This is a genomic window from Phenylobacterium sp., assembly GCF_030651185.1.
GTDB lineage: Bacteria > Pseudomonadota > Alphaproteobacteria > Caulobacterales > Caulobacteraceae > Phenylobacterium.
Genome location: NZ_JAUSCJ010000017.1, coordinates 20,123 through 33,065, shown reverse-complemented (window position 1 = coordinate 33,065; position 12,943 = coordinate 20,123). Strand labels below are relative to the sequence as shown.

21 protein-coding genes and 1 tRNA gene are annotated in these 12,943 nt (G+C 66.3%); 19 read left to right on the top strand and 3 right to left on the bottom strand.

Going from position 1 to position 12,943, the window contains the following annotated elements; all coding sequences use genetic code 11:
• Positions 1–70 precede the first annotated feature (70 nt).
• The 6 genes from Q7J39_RS06870 (at position 71) to Q7J39_RS06845 (ending at position 4,254) form a co-directional block, all read left to right on the top strand.
• Complete coding sequence (locus Q7J39_RS06870; protein ID WP_304821875.1) at positions 71–544, top strand: hypothetical protein; 474 nt, start codon at positions 71–73, stop codon at positions 542–544.
• Positions 545–559: 15 nt separating this feature from the next.
• Positions 560–970: a hypothetical protein gene (locus Q7J39_RS06865; RefSeq protein WP_304821872.1), complete on the top strand. Its 411-nt coding sequence runs from the start codon at positions 560–562 to the stop codon at positions 968–970.
• A 603-nt stretch (positions 971–1,573) separates the two neighbouring features.
• Positions 1,574–1,939, top strand: a complete 366-nt coding sequence (locus tag Q7J39_RS06860; RefSeq protein ID WP_304821869.1) for a hypothetical protein — start codon at positions 1,574–1,576, stop codon at positions 1,937–1,939.
• Positions 1,940–2,078: 139 nt separating this feature from the next.
• Positions 2,079–2,402 (top strand): hypothetical protein, encoded by a 324-nt coding sequence (locus Q7J39_RS06855; protein ID WP_304821866.1) that lies wholly within the window; start codon positions 2,079–2,081, stop codon positions 2,400–2,402.
• An 8-nt stretch (positions 2,403–2,410) separates the two neighbouring features.
• Positions 2,411–3,241: a hypothetical protein gene (locus Q7J39_RS06850; RefSeq protein WP_304821863.1), complete on the top strand. Its 831-nt coding sequence runs from the start codon at positions 2,411–2,413 to the stop codon at positions 3,239–3,241.
• Positions 3,241–4,254: an SGNH/GDSL hydrolase family protein gene (locus Q7J39_RS06845; RefSeq protein WP_304821860.1), complete on the top strand. Its 1,014-nt coding sequence runs from the start codon at positions 3,241–3,243 to the stop codon at positions 4,252–4,254. Before Q7J39_RS06850 ends, Q7J39_RS06845 begins: the two co-directional genes overlap by 1 nt.
• Before the next feature lie 423 nt (positions 4,255–4,677).
• On the opposite strand, the gene Q7J39_RS06840 is transcribed toward Q7J39_RS06845, so the two are convergent.
• Positions 4,678–4,866 carry a hypothetical protein gene (locus Q7J39_RS06840; RefSeq protein ID WP_304821857.1) on the bottom strand — a complete coding sequence of 63 codons (189 nt, stop codon included), beginning with the start codon at positions 4,864–4,866 and terminating at the stop codon, positions 4,678–4,680.
• A gap of 99 nt (positions 4,867–4,965) precedes the next feature.
• On the opposite strand from Q7J39_RS06840, the gene Q7J39_RS06835 reads away from it, so the two are divergent.
• The 12 genes from Q7J39_RS06835 to Q7J39_RS06785 all read left to right on the top strand — a co-directional run bounded on the left by Q7J39_RS06835 (position 4,966) and on the right by Q7J39_RS06785 (position 9,796).
• A complete protein-coding gene (locus Q7J39_RS06835; protein ID WP_304821854.1) occupies positions 4,966–5,286 on the top strand; it encodes a hypothetical protein in 321 nt (106 codons plus the stop codon).
• Positions 5,283–5,576, top strand: a complete 294-nt coding sequence (locus Q7J39_RS20880; RefSeq protein ID WP_370690004.1) for a DUF6527 family protein — start codon at positions 5,283–5,285, stop codon at positions 5,574–5,576. Before Q7J39_RS06835 ends, Q7J39_RS20880 begins: the two co-directional genes overlap by 4 nt.
• A gap of 97 nt (positions 5,577–5,673) precedes the next feature.
• The gene (locus Q7J39_RS06830; RefSeq protein ID WP_304821851.1) at positions 5,674–5,931 is read left to right on the top strand and encodes a hypothetical protein; all 258 of its coding nucleotides are present in this window, start codon (positions 5,674–5,676) and stop codon (positions 5,929–5,931) included.
• Entirely contained in the window at positions 5,928–6,227 is a 300-nt protein-coding gene (locus Q7J39_RS06825) for a hypothetical protein (protein ID WP_304821848.1), read from the top strand. Before Q7J39_RS06830 ends, Q7J39_RS06825 begins: the two co-directional genes overlap by 4 nt.
• A gap of 220 nt (positions 6,228–6,447) precedes the next feature.
• Positions 6,448–6,615, top strand: a complete 168-nt coding sequence (locus Q7J39_RS06820) for a hypothetical protein (RefSeq protein WP_304821845.1) — start codon at positions 6,448–6,450, stop codon at positions 6,613–6,615.
• Between the two features lie 182 nt (positions 6,616–6,797).
• On the top strand, positions 6,798–7,124 hold the full coding sequence (locus Q7J39_RS06815) for a hypothetical protein (protein WP_304821842.1): 327 nt from the start codon (positions 6,798–6,800) through the stop codon (positions 7,122–7,124).
• A complete protein-coding gene (locus tag Q7J39_RS06810) occupies positions 7,121–7,309 on the top strand; it encodes a hypothetical protein (RefSeq protein WP_304821839.1) in 189 nt (62 codons plus the stop codon). The genes Q7J39_RS06815 and Q7J39_RS06810 overlap by 4 nt, the downstream gene beginning before the upstream one ends.
• The gene (locus Q7J39_RS06805) at positions 7,306–8,475 is read left to right on the top strand and encodes a hypothetical protein (RefSeq protein ID WP_304821836.1); all 1,170 of its coding nucleotides are present in this window, start codon (positions 7,306–7,308) and stop codon (positions 8,473–8,475) included. The genes Q7J39_RS06810 and Q7J39_RS06805 overlap by 4 nt, the downstream gene beginning before the upstream one ends.
• Positions 8,472–8,726 (top strand): hypothetical protein, encoded by a 255-nt coding sequence (locus Q7J39_RS06800; RefSeq protein WP_304821833.1) that lies wholly within the window; start codon positions 8,472–8,474, stop codon positions 8,724–8,726. The genes Q7J39_RS06805 and Q7J39_RS06800 overlap by 4 nt, the downstream gene beginning before the upstream one ends.
• On the top strand, positions 8,723–9,163 hold the full coding sequence (locus Q7J39_RS06795) for a D-Ala-D-Ala carboxypeptidase family metallohydrolase (protein WP_304821830.1): 441 nt from the start codon (positions 8,723–8,725) through the stop codon (positions 9,161–9,163). Before Q7J39_RS06800 ends, Q7J39_RS06795 begins: the two co-directional genes overlap by 4 nt.
• Positions 9,160–9,306, top strand: a complete 147-nt coding sequence (locus Q7J39_RS06790) for a hypothetical protein (protein WP_304821827.1) — start codon at positions 9,160–9,162, stop codon at positions 9,304–9,306. Before Q7J39_RS06795 ends, Q7J39_RS06790 begins: the two co-directional genes overlap by 4 nt.
• A gap of 103 nt (positions 9,307–9,409) precedes the next feature.
• On the top strand, positions 9,410–9,796 hold the full coding sequence (locus Q7J39_RS06785) for a hypothetical protein (protein WP_304821824.1): 387 nt from the start codon (positions 9,410–9,412) through the stop codon (positions 9,794–9,796).
• 898 nt (positions 9,797–10,694) lie between these two features.
• On the opposite strand, the gene Q7J39_RS06780 is transcribed toward Q7J39_RS06785, so the two are convergent.
• Both Q7J39_RS06780 and gph read right to left on the bottom strand, forming a co-directional pair.
• Positions 10,695–10,766 (bottom strand) — tRNA-Val (locus Q7J39_RS06780).
• 31 nt (positions 10,767–10,797) lie between these two features.
• On the bottom strand, positions 10,798–11,496 hold the full coding sequence (gene gph / locus Q7J39_RS06775) for a phosphoglycolate phosphatase (RefSeq protein WP_304821821.1): 699 nt from the start codon (positions 11,494–11,496) through the stop codon (positions 10,798–10,800).
• 84 nt (positions 11,497–11,580) lie between these two features.
• Between gph and glmU the strand changes: the two genes are divergently transcribed.
• Entirely contained in the window at positions 11,581–12,930 is a 1,350-nt protein-coding gene (gene glmU / locus Q7J39_RS06770; RefSeq protein WP_304821818.1) for a bifunctional UDP-N-acetylglucosamine diphosphorylase/glucosamine-1-phosphate N-acetyltransferase GlmU, read from the top strand.
• The last annotated feature ends 13 nt before the right edge of the window (positions 12,931–12,943 follow it).

The following is a 12,943-nucleotide window of genomic DNA, read 5'->3' as shown; positions in this document are numbered from 1 at the left end:
GACGGTCCCCACGATCACGGCGCTCCCGGCGGCGCCTAGCACCTCTGCGCCCTCGACGTTTGAGGCGCTGATGGACGCCCTACTGGCGGCCCTTCCGCCGATGGTGACGGAGGAGAACGCCTCCATCGCGGCGATGAACGCTCTCGGGACTGAGGTCGCGGCTGCATCCGCGACTGCGGTGGCGGCGGCGGCCTCGGCGATCGCAGCGCCCGGCACGGCCGGAACTAGCACGACAACCGAGACCATCGGCCCTGGCGCGAGGTCGCTCACGATCCAGACCGGCAAGAGCATCGTGTCCGGCATGTGGGTCATCGCGGCTGAGACCGCCGCACCGACCACCAACTGGATGGCAGGGCAGGTGGACAGTTACAGCTCCGTCTCGGGCCTGTTGAACTTCACGGTCCCCGCCGCCTTCGCGATCGGATCCGGCTCGATTTCCGCCTGGACGGTGAGTCTGACCGGGCCGCCGGCCGACGCCGCGGCGCTTGCCGCCAACCTCGCCGCCGCCAAGTCCATCGCCGTCGGCTTCACCCTTCTCATCTGATCAGGATATCGAGCCATGGCCGTCACCGGAAACAACGTCATCACGCCCCAGACCCCCAAGTCTGGGGTCGCCGTCTGCACAACGGCCAATTCGACCTATTCCGACACCCCCACCAATACCCAGAAGCTGCTGACCGCAGGGCCGAACGGCGCGCGGGTCACCAAGATCTCGGCGCTCGCCCGAGCCACCGTCACGGCGACGGAGCTTCAGTTGTTCGTGTCCTATGATGCGGGCTCGACCAAGAAGCTGATCAATTCGAAGCTGATGGCCGCCTACACCGTGGCCCAGACGACGGGCCAGACGCCGACGGACTTTGGCTACAGCGAAGACACACCGCTGGTGCTGGCGGCGAACGCTGAAGTCTATGCGGCCATCGGCGTCACGAACACCGGCGTCGTTTTCTCCGCCGCGTGGGGCGATTACTGATGCGCTCGGGGCTCCTGCGGATCAGCAAGGTCAACCAGTCCATGAACCAGCCCGTCAAGGGCGCGGGGGCGCCCTATGTGCGGACTTATGGTCCCGGCGCAGCGACCTGGGTCTGTCCGCGCTCGGGTAGATATCGGTTCGTACTGAACGGCGGCGGCGGTGGCGGGAGCGGCTCGGACGGCGGCGGTGGCGGGAGCCAGGCGCAAAAGGTTCGGCGCGTGAGTATTGGCGAAAGCGTCGCCCTGGTTGTCGCCTCAACAGCCAGCAGCGGCAGCAACGGCGGGGCCACCACGGCGACGTTCGTTGATGGCTCCCTTGTAACCGCTGGCGGCGGCGGAGGTGGCGGAGGTGGCGGCGTGGCTGGGGTGGCGACTGGAGGGGATATCAACACCAACGGAACTGCGGGGTCCGGCGCCACGCCAGGCGTCGGGGGCTCCAGCGGATTGTTCGGGCTCCCAGGTGGGAATGGCGGCCCCGGCGAAGGGCTTGGGAGCCTCAGTTCTATCGGAAGCCTGATCATCGCCTTCGAGGCGCCCTGAGCGGCGTTGGCGCCCCCCGTAGCTCTCGCGGCCGCCGGCCGCCGTCTATTCACAAGGAAATCTCATGCCCACCCTCACCGTGACAGATCCCATTCTCGATCTTGCCGGCGCGCCCATGACGGCCTCCGGCGGTTCGATCACCTATCGCGCCGTCATCGTCGAGGCCTTGACCATGGCCAAGCGGGGCGATGAAAACCTCTCCTGGCAGGAGCGCCGAGACATCTTTGAGCTCGCCCGCAAGGTCGCGGAGAATGACGTGGTCGAGACCAGTGGCGCTGATCTGGTCCTGGTCATGGGTCGCCTGGCTCCCATCCAGTCCACCGTCATCGTTGGCAGGGTGGCTGCGGCGATGGATGTCAGCGCCGAGATCGCAGCCGCCGAAGCCGAAGCCCAGAGGCAGCAGGACGAACGCCAGGCTGCTTCTGAATAGGCGATACGGGCCGCCCCGAAAGCGCGGCACAACCCGCCCGTTCACGCCCAGTCCCGACTTCTGATGCCCACCACTCGTCCTTCGCGGCCACGCCGCGGCGCGAGCCCTGCGCACCATCCCCCAAATTCAGGAGCCCCACATGGCCGCCACCGTCCACATCACCCTTGCGCGCTCCGGCCGGGACACCCGTACCGAGATCGCCCGCCCAGCTCGCCCGGTGCATGACAGCGTCCCCATCGCCAGCGATGAAATGACGGCCAGCGGAACCTCGGCGAAGTCCACGATCGTGACCACTGACACCGCGGCGTTCTGGTCCGTCACCGTGACCGGCGGGAATATCCTGGCGAAGTTCGGATCCGATCCAACGGCTGCTGCAGGCGAGGGCTGGCTCCTCCTCGACGGGCAGACCCGCGATTTCGGCGTATCCGCCGTTGGTGAAACCATCGCGATCAAGACCGCCTGATGTCCGGCATGTCGCTCAGCAACCTGAGCATGGGCATGTCCGGCCCCACCAAGGGTGTGGGGGTGGTCTTGACCCCGCTGGGCGTCGCGATGGACTGGGCGGCGCGCGTCACGGCGAACGGTGGGACCTACTCCACCGACACCTATGACGCGGTGCTGGACTATCTGATCGACCTCGACCTCGCCGGGGTGCTGAACAAGATCCTCTACCTCAACGCCCGCTGCGGCAGCGACATCATCGCCGCGCGGACGGCCTTGATCGCGGTAGAGGGGACGGGCCTCGACACCGCCACCGGGACCTTCGCGGCCTGGAATGAGTTGAACGGCCTGGTCAATTCCGCCAGCGGGATCATGGATTTCGGGGTGAAGGCCGACAACGCCCGCACCACGGCCAACAATATCTACATCGGCGTCTATTCGTTGGCCGACCAGGCCGGGCTCAACGCCTACGCCATCGGCAACACCGGCAGCGCCAGCGGCCTTCTACTCCGCGCCACGTCGGAATACATGATCTTCGACTATGCGGGCCGCCGCAGCCAGACGGACGTCGGCAACCTGCCGAACGGCAGCAAGACCAAGGGCCAGTTGGCCGGGTCGCAGACCACGGCGTCGGTTGGCGGCGTTTTCCGCAACGCGGCGCAGATCGGCAACAACAACGCCGTTAACGCCGGGGCGCAGCGGCCCAACCTGAATTGGCGGCTAGTCGCCGCCAACGTCACCTCGGGCGGTGAGATCATCTCTTCCGGCCTGACCCCCACGGAATGCGTCAATGTCTCCTGGGCGGCGCACACCTTCAACGTTCGCCTTGGGCGCGGCGTGACGGCGGAGGGTTTGTTCTGATGGCTGCTTCCAACGCCTACACCCTCGACCCCACCAAGCTTTTCGAGAACGGCAAGACGCCCGTTCTGGTGAGCCCTGGTGGGGGCAATGACTACTACAACGTCGGGAACGGCGCCTATTGGCGGATCACGGAAGACGCGTCTCCGGTTCGATATATGGAGGTCGATTACTGGCCGACCACCACCAGCAATGTCCGGCCCGCTGTGCGCTGCAAGATCGGCGCGACTGTGCGGGACCTGTGGTTCGCCCCGCCGACCGCGACCGGCGCGCTTTACACCGCCAGGATACTGCTTCCGAAGAACGCCAAGACCATTGAGTTGTACGTTCCCCAGCAGAGCGCCGCAGCGGTCGGCGGGGCCCCCACGGGTTCGTATCCCATCCGCATCCGCACCGACCAGCCGGTCAGCTTTGCGACGCCGAGTCTGCTGGCCCGGCATGTGGTGCTTTACGGCGACAGCATCGCATCGGGGGGGATCGGCGCTTCCCCCGCGCAGTTCGGCTATGGTCCGATGCTCCGTAGGGGCGCGGCCCTGGACGGTATCGACGCCAGCCTGACCCAGGTCTCGCACGGCTATCGGTTGCTCACCGACGACTGCAACACCTCGGGCAAGCGGACCACCTTCGCGGCCCTGCTGCTGGCGCTCAGCCCGACCGAGATATGGCTGGCCATCGGTTCGAACGATCAGGCCGTGCTGGGCGGTCCCACCCTCGCCAACTTCACGACCTATTACGAAGGGCTGCTTGACGAGATCCACGCCCAGAGCGCGTCGATGCTGATCAAGTGCATCTCACCCATCCGGCGCAGCACTGAGGGGGCCAACACCAACGGCGAGACCATGGCGCAGTTCCGGTCGGCCATCTCCACCGCCGTCACGGCGCGATCCGGCTGGTCGGTTCCGCCCACCTATACCGATGGCCTGGCGATGTTCGCCGACCTGACCTTGCTGCCGGATAACGTCCACCCCGGCACCGCAGGGAATGTCGTCATGCGCGACGCCCTGAAGGTGATCTAGCCCCCATCACCCCTGCATAGAAAGAGCCCACCATGCGCGAGCCGACTGAAGCTGAGATCACCGCTGTGATCAGTGCGATGACCAGCCGCGCGCCGGCCTATGACGGTCCGACCAACAGCCTGGACCGCATGACCCTGCTGGCGAAGGGGATCGCCCAGGCGGTGCTCGCCGCCGGCCATTCCGACCCGGTCACCGCACCTGGCCTTGATAGGGCGGCGGTCTTGGCGGCGGCCCTGGGTGTTCTGGACGGATGGCACGATGGGAACCGGGACCGAAAGGCCGCCGAGATCACTGACGCCATCTTCGCCCTTGCGGCCACGCCGTGCCTAACTGGGTGTCGCTGGAAAAGTCCTGCTACCGCACCTGGGACGGTAGCTCAGGCTCCTGACCTCCCCACGCCCCTACTTCGGATGCTTGGGCCGTTTACTCCGGCTTCCGCCCGCCTTTGACGACCATCCGTTGTGTCGCCTCGGCGGTGTCCAGCGCCTGGTCCAGGGCCATCCGAACGAACTCCGCCCGGCCCTTCTTGCCCACCAGGGCGTCAAGCCGGGCAAGGCTTTCCTTGGTAAAGCTGATGTGCGTGCGCTTCATCATTAGGGGTGGCCGTCCCATCGGTGGCTCCTGGTCAGGGGCGCGATTGTAGCGGCCAGGCGTAAATAGACGGCGCCGGGTTTCGGGCGTATAGTTGGGGCCTAGAGTGAGGAACTGAAAATGGCCGCTGCAGCCTTGGCGACGCTGATTAAGGATCGCCTCCTGGGCGTCCGGCCCGATGATCAGGATCTCGTCCTGGAAGACCATGACTGGGAAATGGTCATCGCCGCTCTGGAGGCGTCTGACCGCGTGGCGGACTTAGCCCGCCGCGACCTGCTCAACTCCATCCTGGCGCTGAACCCTGAGGTCGCCCGCAAGCTGCATGACTGTCGGGCTGAAGGTGGGGCCTTCAACAATCCGCACGGCAAGCTGCCGTTCGACGTGGTGTTCTGGGTCGGTGAGGTCGCCGAGCGCCTTGGCATCGAGCCCGTCGAGACGTGACAGACCGGGCGTATCTCGACCGCCCGAAGGCCGACGGAACCTTCAGGGCCTGTATCTTCCCGTGTCAGCACCCGAACGTGCTCGCCCAGCTCGCGGTTGGCCGCCTCACTGAGCGTCCCGAGTGTCAGGTGTCTGTTGATCCTGCTTTCACCGATGGGCCTGTCTGGCGGGTTACCGGTCCTGCAGATGCGCCCACGCTCTCGCCTTCGATCAACTGCATGAACGACACCTGCTGGCACGGCTTCATCGTGGACGGCCAAGTGCAGAACCCCGCCCGGCCCGCCGAATAAACGGCCCAATCTGGCCCCGGATAATACGTATATACGTTATTGACCATCGCGTATGTACGTTCTAGGTTCCAATCGTACATACGAATTGGAGCTGGCTGTGACTGAGACCTACCGCAACTGGCACATCCACTTCGATCCGCCGCCGATCCCGACGCGCGTCAGCGACTGGCATTTCGCGCACGCCGACTTCGACGGCGCGCCCGACGCCAACGACAACCGCTGTGGCCACGCCGAGAGCCTTGAGGCCGCGAAGGCTGAGATCGACGCCTGGATCGAAGAGAATTTCGACTGCCGGTGTTCTGCCGCCATTCCGCAGGACTGCATGGCGCTGACCTGCAAATGGAGAGCCACATGAGCGAAGTGATCCAATTCCCCACGCCTGAGGAGCCGGAAGACCTCCTGATCGGCCCGTACACCGCCTTCAAGGTCCAGGTTGAGGGCCGGGTCATTCCCCGCCTCACTGGCTACCCGCAGGCCGACGGCAGGGTTTCCCTGATCGTGGATGGGCGTTTCGAGGCGGACTTCCCGGCAGACGTCGCCCGCCAAGCCGCGTGGCTGATCGCGAACGCCCTGGCTGTCGCCGAGGGCTACTCGCACCTAGCGGCGCCGAACAAAGACCAGCCGTTCGCGCCCATCGGGGTGAGGATGTGATCGAGGAGCCTCGCGTCTCGACTGATCACAAGCGCCATGCTGAGGCCCTCGTCTGTTTCGAGGCCTTCGTGCAGCGCAAGGCCGACATGGACGGGATGGGCTACGGTCTGCGCGCAGAGGAGTGGCCAGATTTTGTGGCGGCCATGCGGGCGGCCCTATCGCCCACGCAGAGCAGAGACCCGGTTTGACCGAATCTCGTACATACGACACACGGGAGCGCATGGCGCGCCCGACGATCTATCCGAAGCGGATCACGCTCCCGCTCACTGCGGAGATGCTGGCCGCTGCTGACGCCGCCCTGGTGGACGGTGAAGACCGGGTCTCTCTGATCCGCACGGCCATCGAGGCTGAGCTGAAGCGCCGGCAGCGGGCCAAGCCCAAGGCCTGACCGGCCCACCCACGACCCTGCATAATTCGGCAACAGTCCGCCCCTGCGATGCGTCAACACCGCAGGGGCGCGGCCTTCAGGTAGTGAGCCCCAAGACCGACCTCGCGAGGCGCCGGTCAGGGATCACGAAAGCTGAGCCATGAAAACCCCCATCAACAGCCGAGCGAAGTGAGACGCCCGACATGCTGAGCAGCGAATACATCACCATCGGCCTTGCCGCCGTCGCAGCTATCGTCTGGCTTGTGAGGCTGGAGGGGCGGGTCAACACCGGCGAGAAGACGGACCTCGCCAACGCGGCTACCGCCGCCAAGGCCGACGAGGAGCTGCGCCGCGAAATCGCCGTCGTCCAGGCCGCGCAGGTCATTCGCGAGGCCAAGCACAGCGAGATGAACGACAACCTCATCCGCATGCAGGAGCAGCTCAAGTACCTGACCAGCCTCTTCGAGCGGCACTTCGTTGAGCCGCCAGTTCCAACCCCCACCACCCGGCGCCGGACTCCGCAGCCGTGACCCTGGCCCCGGTCGAGATGAACTATCTCCCGGCGGTCTCCAAGCTCCTCCAGGCCCGTTACGAAGAGGCCCGCCGCATCTGGGTCTCTGACCCCTCCAACGGCCTGCTGCCCTATCCCAAGCGCCGCACGTCGAAGCGTAAGCCCATCCCCGCAACCCTGGACGTTCGGGAGGTCGAGGGATGACGGCTGCAAACCACATCGACCCCGGATTGCTCGACTTCGCCACGGATGCCGAGAAGCGGTATTGCGAGGCGATCAACCTGCATGGGTCTGGCCGTGCTGCGGCTATCGCCCTTGGTGTCGTCCCCAACGCCGTCAATGGGGCTATAGCGCGCCTCCGGGCGAGGGCCGCAAGCAAGGGCTACGCCCCCGGCCACTTCAGCTCCGGCGTCGCCCCCGGCTACGTCATGGGCAAGGTCACGGTCGAGCGGCGCCACGAAGACGGCACGCGGACCTGGGAGCGCATGTCTCCCGAGGCCCTGAACCTCGAGGCCCTCATCGCGCGCTGCGAGGAACGGCTCGTGGACTTCCCGCGCTTCGGGCCGATCGCCGCGCCTGAGTTACCATCCGCGCCCCTGACGAACTTCCTCGGCCTGTTTGACCTCCACATCGGCGAGAAGATCAGCGCCGAAGATCCGACCGCGCGCTGGGACATCGCCACCGCCAAGCGGGTGATAACGGCCAGCGCCGCCTACGCCATGTCGGTCGCACCCAAGGCCAAGCGGATGGTGGTCTGCTTCGGCGGCGACGCCATCCACTACGACGGCCTCCTGCCCGTCACCCCCAAGAGCCGCCACGTCCTGCACTCGGACGGCGACTTTGACGACATGGTGGATGCGGTCCTCGACGTGGCAATCTTCACCATCGACCTCGCGCTCAAGACCTACAGCGAGGTCTACCTGATCTGGGCCGAGGGCAACCACGACGAGGCGTCCAGCCTGTGGATGCGAAAGATGCTCGCCCGCATTTACGCCGATGAACCCCGCCTGACCGTCGTGCAGTCGAAAATCCCCTACTACGCCCTGCAATTCGGCCAGGTGATGATCGGCGTCCACCACGGCCACAAGGCCAAGCTGACGCGCTACGCAGGCATCTTCGCCAACATGTTCCGCAAGATGTGGGGCGCGACAACCTACGCCTACGGCCACCGGGGGCATGAGCACCATATCCACGAGAAGGAGGCGGATGGCTTGATCGCCACCCAGCATCCGACCCTTGCGCCGTCCGACGACTACGCCTCGGGGATGGGCCTCGTCAGCCGGCGCGGCTGCATGATGGTCACCTATCACGATCTCTATGGCGAGGTGTCTCGCAACACCACGCGACCCGAAATGCTGGAGGCCGCATGACCATCGACCAGTTCAAGGGCGTCGTGGCGGACCTCGCCCGGCCCTTCGCCATCATCTCATCGTCTGCTGCGGCTGCGGTCGCTGTCGTGGTGATCGCCTTCCGCGTCACGACGTTCGGCGAGGCCGCCATCTTCATCGGGGCCGTCTATGGCGGGCTGGGGGTGCTGTACGCCGGACGCGCGTGGGAAAACGTCAAGGCCGGGAAGCACGCGGCTGATGTCGAAATCGCCAAAGCCGGAGCCCCGCAATGACCCAACTCTCTCCGCACTTCTCGCTGTCCGAGATGACCGTCACCGGGACCGGCCTCCCCAACGTCGCCCCGTCCCAGGCCATCGCCAGCCTGACCGCGCTCTGCGTCAACGTCCTAGAGCCGATACGAGCACACTTCGGAAAGCCCGTTCAGGTCAACAGCGGCTATCGGGGACCAGCGGTCAATCGGGCGGTCGGCTCCAAGCCCACCAGCCAGCACGCCAAGGGGGAGGCCGCCGACATCGAAATCCCCGGCGTCTCAAATCTGGCGCTCGCCCGATGGATCGCGGCCAACCTGAAGTTTGACCAGCTCATCGCCGAAGCCGTGAAGGCCAACGACCCGAGCGCGGGGTGGGTCCACGTCTCCTACGGCCCCCGGATGCGCGGTCAGGTTCTGACCATGAAGGGTGGCAAGTACACCGTGGGGCTCGCGGCATGAAACCCGCCCTGATCCTCCTCATCCTCGCCGCCTGCGCCGCTCCCCCTTCAGACCCCCAGCCCGCACCGACCAAGGCCGGATGGGAACAGCGGATCATCCAGATACCCGGCCACCGGATGCAGGCTGAGACGGAGGTGATCTGATGGCCGCTGTCTTTCTCGCCTACTTCATCCCGCCGTTCGCCTTCATGGCGGGCCTGGTCCTGCCGCCTGCCGCGCTGGTGCTGCTGTGGAAGGGGTTGAAGCTGTGACCTTCTGGCGCGAAATCCTGATCGCGGCCCTTGTCGCATCCCTCGCCCTGGCCGGCGCCTTCATCAAGCACCAGGCCGGAAAGATCGGCGACCAGCGCGACGCCCTCGACAAGGCCGCCAGCGCCCTCAGGACCGCCGCTGACGCCATCCGCGACCGAGACAAGGCGGCGACCGACAAAGCCGCCCTGGAGGCCTCAGACGCCACCGAAACCGCAACCTTCTACCGTGGAGCTGCCCGAGATGCGTTCAAAGCTGGTCTGGCCTCTCGCCCTCGTTGCCCTGGTGAGCCTGCCGGGGTGCGAGACGATCTCCGGTCGCTTCAAGCCCCCGGGGCCTTCCGTGCCTCTGACGTGCCCGGCGAGCCTGCAAAGCAAGATCGCTGACGAACCGTTGGCGCCCGAAGGGGTGGACTTGGCGTCGCTTCCGCCTGGGGTGTCTGAGTGGTGGTTCGGGGACTATCTGCCGTGGAGCCGGGGGAACGCTCTGCGGCTGGTCCAGGGCCAGCGATGGTGCGCCAGTCATGCCGCCAAGCCGCCCGATCCTGGCTAGCCGAGCACTTTGCATTTTTTGCAAATTGCCCCCCGACATAGCGTTGAGCCTACGGGTTCCGCTCAATGGCCCCTCGGAGTGATCCGGGGGGCCGTTTTTGTGCTTGCGTACCGCTGTTTCAGGCGCAGGATTCTCGGGCAAACGTTGACGGCTTTGACCGAATGAGTGACCCGAAACCGGAGATCGCCATGTAGATCGCAGCGCAGGCGCGCATCCCACATTGGAACGATTTTGATAGGCCCCGCACATTGTAGCGGGGCCTTTATCGTGTCTGGTCCCCCGCCATCAATCCTTGCGGGTGGGGGGAGGGTGGGGTAGGTTGTCTCGCACTCTGGGGTAGCGCCTCGGATGATCTGGGGAGATGCGGGCACCCCCAGCGAGAATGACAACATCCCGCACAAGTTTCGCCGGTCTAGCGAACCGTCGCCCGACACCGGAAGGTGAACCGTTCGGGTGGTGAGGTCTAAGGGCCTCACCCTAAACGCCGAGCCCGCCGCCCACCATAGCGGCGGGTTTCGTGTATCTGGCTCTCAGCTCGTATCCGAAAAGCCCCTTCCTCCCCTATCCGTTAGAGAACAAGGGTTTATGGCCGCACGAGCCAGCCGTGCTTGGCTATAGGGCGCCATCGGAGGGGGTGGACTGGCTGGAGGCGGCACGGTTGATTCTAGGTCAATCCGGCAAGTATTCAGGCAAGTTAGGCGGTGGATCTGGAGATAGTTGAATGATTTCCGGTGGATGCGACAGGGATTGAACCTGTGACCCCCTCGGTGTGAACGAGGTGCTCTCCCGCTGAGCTACGCATCCTCCGGAAGGGATGCGCCTATAGCTCGCCGCTTCACGCCGGGCAAGCGGTGAGAAGCCGCAGACACGCTTCCGTCAACTGATCGTAGTGGTCGATGAGGATGTCGGCCCCCAGTTCGGCCACCGGGACCTCGGTGTAGCCGAAGCTCACCAGCACCAGCGGCACCCCCGCCGCGCGGGCCGCGCCGGCGTCGGTGGCGGCGTCGCCGACCATCACCGCCCGGTCAATCCGGCCCCCGGCGGCGGCCACCGCCATGGCCAGGTGGCGGGCGTCGGGCTTGGGCGCAGGCGGCAGATCGCCGCCGATCACCGAGTCGAAGAACCGGGCGAGGTCCAGGCGCTCCAGGATCGGCACGGACAGGCTGGTAAGCTTGTTGGTGCAGACCGACAGTTTCGCCCCGGCGGCCTTCAGTTCCGCCAGGCAGTCCACGACGCCAGGGAAGGGCCGGGTCAGGTCGGCGCTGTGCTCGCTGTAGTGGGCGATGAAGCGCTCGAACAGTGCGGGCATCCGGTCGCCCGGTATCGGATGGCCCTGGGCGGTGAAGCCTCGCTCCAGCAGCCATTTCGCCCCGTGGCCGATGAAGGGGCGCGCCTCGGCGAGGGGCAGGGGGGCGATGCCCTCCTGCTCCAGCAGGACATTCAGGGCGCCGATCAGGTCGTGGGCGGAATCCACCAGGGTCCCGTCCAGATCGAAGGCGATGGTGGCGCCGGAGAGGGGGGTAAGGTCGGGCACGGCGCTGGCTCCATCGAAAGCGCTCGCCGTTTCGGCTAAACGCCGCGAGATTGCAACGTCTTCGCCGATTCCAGGACCCAGCCCATGACCGCACGCGCCGCCGTAATCCTCGCCGCCGGCCAAGGCACCCGGATGAAGTCGCCGGTGCCCAAGCTGCTGCACAAGGTGGGCGGCCGCACCCTGCTAGACCGGGTGATCGACACCGTCGAGCTGGCCGGCTGTGAAAGGATCGTGGTGGTGGTGGGCGACCACAGCCCCGGCGTCCGCGCCCTGGTGGTCAGGCGGCTGGGGGAGGGGGCTGTCGCCGTCCAGGACCCGCCTCTGGGCACCGCCCACGCGGTTCTGGCCGCCAAGGACGCCCTGGCCGACTTCAACGGCGACGTCCTGGTGACCAATGGCGACTGCCCGCTGCTGCAGGCCGCCGACCTCGACCCGCTGTTCGCCTTGCGGGCGGCGGGGACGGACCTGGCCATCATGGGCTTTAAGCCGGTGGACGGGCTGCTGTACGGCCGCCTGATCCTGGGGGCCGACGGCCACGTCATTCGGGTGGTCGAGCCCAAGGACGCCACCGCCGAGGAGTTGGCGGTCAAGGCCTGCAACGCCGGCATGTACTGCGCCGACCGCGCCGCCCTGTTCGGCTGGCTGGCCCGCGTGGACAACAACAACGCCAAGCAGGAGTACTACATCACCTCCATCGTCGGCCTGGCCACGGCCGAGGAGAAGAAGGTGCGGGTCAACTTCGCCCCCGAGAACGCGGTGATGGGCGCCGACACCCCCATGCAACTCTCTCAGGCCGAGGCGATCTTCCAGGGCCGGGCGCGGGCGCACTTCCTGGCGCAGGGCGTGGCCATGGCCGCGCCAGAGACGGTCCACTTCAGCTGGGACACCCAGCTGGCCCCCGGCGTGCAGGTGGAACAGTTCGTGGTCTTCGCGCCGGGCGTCTCGGTGGAGACCGGGGCGGTGATCCGCGCCTTCAGCCACCTGGAGGGCGCAAAGGTCGGCGCCGGCGCCCTGATCGGACCCTATGCCCGCCTGCGCCCCGGCGCCGACATCGGCGAGGAAGCCCACATCGGAAACTTCGTCGAGGTGAAGAAGGTCAAGGTCGGCGCCGGCGCCAAGGCCAACCACCTGTCCTATCTAGGCGACGGCACGGTGGGCGCGCGCGCCAACATCGGGGCGGGCACCATCTTCTGCAACTATGACGGCTTCGACAAATACGACACCCACATCGGCGAAAACGCCTTCATCGGCTCTAACAGCGCGCTCGTGGCGCCCGTGAGGGTGGGAGCCGGGGCCATGACCGGTTCGGGCTCGGTGGTCACGGCTGATGTGCCGGCCGACGCGCTCGCCCTGTCGCGGGCGCCGCAGCAGAACAAGGACGGCTGGGCCGCTCGCTTCCGGGCCATGAAGATCGCCCAGAAGGCGAAGAAATAGCGTCGCGGGGAGG